This is a genomic window from Janibacter sp. LM, from assembly GCF_039631275.1.
GTDB classification, from domain to species: domain Bacteria; phylum Actinomycetota; class Actinomycetes; order Actinomycetales; family Dermatophilaceae; genus Janibacter; species Janibacter terrae.
Window position 1 is genome coordinate 1 of sequence record NZ_JBDIVG010000072.1, and the last position, 1,473, is coordinate 1,473.

The 1,473-nt window shown below is 66.3% G+C and carries 2 protein-coding genes; both read left to right on the top strand.

Translation table 11 applies throughout. The features are described from left to right. Window positions 1–368 precede the first annotated feature (368 nt). Window positions 369–617 (top strand): hypothetical protein, encoded by a 249-nt coding sequence (locus tag ABC138_RS17460; RefSeq protein WP_068330014.1) that lies wholly within the window; start codon window positions 369–371, stop codon window positions 615–617. Between the two features lie 276 nt (window positions 618–893). Then, window positions 894–1,409 (top strand): hypothetical protein, encoded by a 516-nt coding sequence (locus tag ABC138_RS17465; RefSeq protein WP_218005636.1) that lies wholly within the window; start codon window positions 894–896, stop codon window positions 1,407–1,409. The last annotated feature ends 64 nt before the right edge of the window (window positions 1,410–1,473 follow it).

Sequence of the window (1,473 nt, forward strand, 5' to 3'; positions counted from 1 at the left end):
CCCCGACACCGCCGCGGCCATCGTCATGAATGACCGGGGCTAGTGGCTCAAGGAGGACCATCTGGCCTGGTTCGTGCTCGACGCGGTCGAGCAGATGGACCTGTCCGCGTTCCACGCCGGCTACCGCGCCGATGGGTGGGGACGCGCAGCGCACGACCCGAAGATGATGGTCGCGTTGACGCTGTACTGGCCTGCCGCGGTGATCTCGGACAGTGGGCCCTCCTAAGGTGAGGGTTCTACTGGAAACGAGATCCGCAGTGAGTGCATCCCGTAGACGGTTCAGCCAGGAGTTCAAGGACGAGCTGTGCCAGGAGGTGCTGGCATGCGGGCGTGCTCGCGTTGCACGAGGCGGCTCTGCTGGCACTGGGATGGTTATTCGGACCGCTGCGTGCAGGTCGGCCGTCTCGCAGAGAGGGGACGCCGAGCGCTATCGTCTGGCTGCCCGGATCCACAACCGGCTGGTCTACGAGTGGTGGTTCATCAGATCGCCGATCTGGGTTGTGTGGGCGATCTTGCGCGGTGCACGGTTCGCCAATGCCGCGGGCAGCAAGCTCAACGAGTTCGTCGAGGCCGTCTCGTTGACCCGTGACGACGAGCTTCCAGGAGGAACATCGTGAGCATCAACGCCGCCGCGACAGGCCCGGTGTTTCCACGGACGGCGCCTTCCGGGATGCCCGCCGTGCCGCTGGTGGCGCCGACGTTGGACTCGGCCGCACGCGCATACATCAACGCTGCTGCTGGTGAAAGCGGGAGTCGGTGTCGACGCCGAGGAGTCGTCGGGTTTATCAACCGCTACGGCGACCTGGACTCCTGACTGGCGCTGCCAGTCCAGCAACGGCGCGACACCCGCAGTGACGTGATGACATTCGCCGGGCACGCCCTGGTGCACTGCGGTGTCCCGGGTCGACCCCGTCTTCGTGGTCACCTCCGGATGCCGGTGGGGCAAGTACGTCACCGAGGCCTACCCCGACCAGGCCGCCAAGTTCGCCGACCAGGCCGCCAGCCTGGGCTACTGCCGGCAAGAGACCCACCGAATGTGGCGCATCGCCGACCGGACGGTGGCCGAGGAGTACTTCGCCGTCACCGAGAAGGTCGAAGCCCTCTACGAACAAGCCGCCCACGCCCACGGGCAACATGCGGTGCTGCCCGCCGACGCGGCCGGACAGAACATGCGGGTGCTACGCAACGAGACGGTCAAGCGCCTCCTGGGCAACGGCTACTGCGGGCGCCCCCGCGAACTGGACTGCCAATACGAGACCATCTGCGAATCCTGCACGATGTTCTTCACCACCATCGCCCACCGCGACACCATCCAGGCACAGCGAGACGACGCCGCGGAGCAGGGTCACGACCGCCGCCGCGACGTCTACGACGCCGTCCTCACCAAGCTCGACGACACCCCCGCTTGACACCGATCACCCACATAACTGGCTCTCCTGACTGATCCGTGGGTCATTTCCGGCCTGGGAGGAC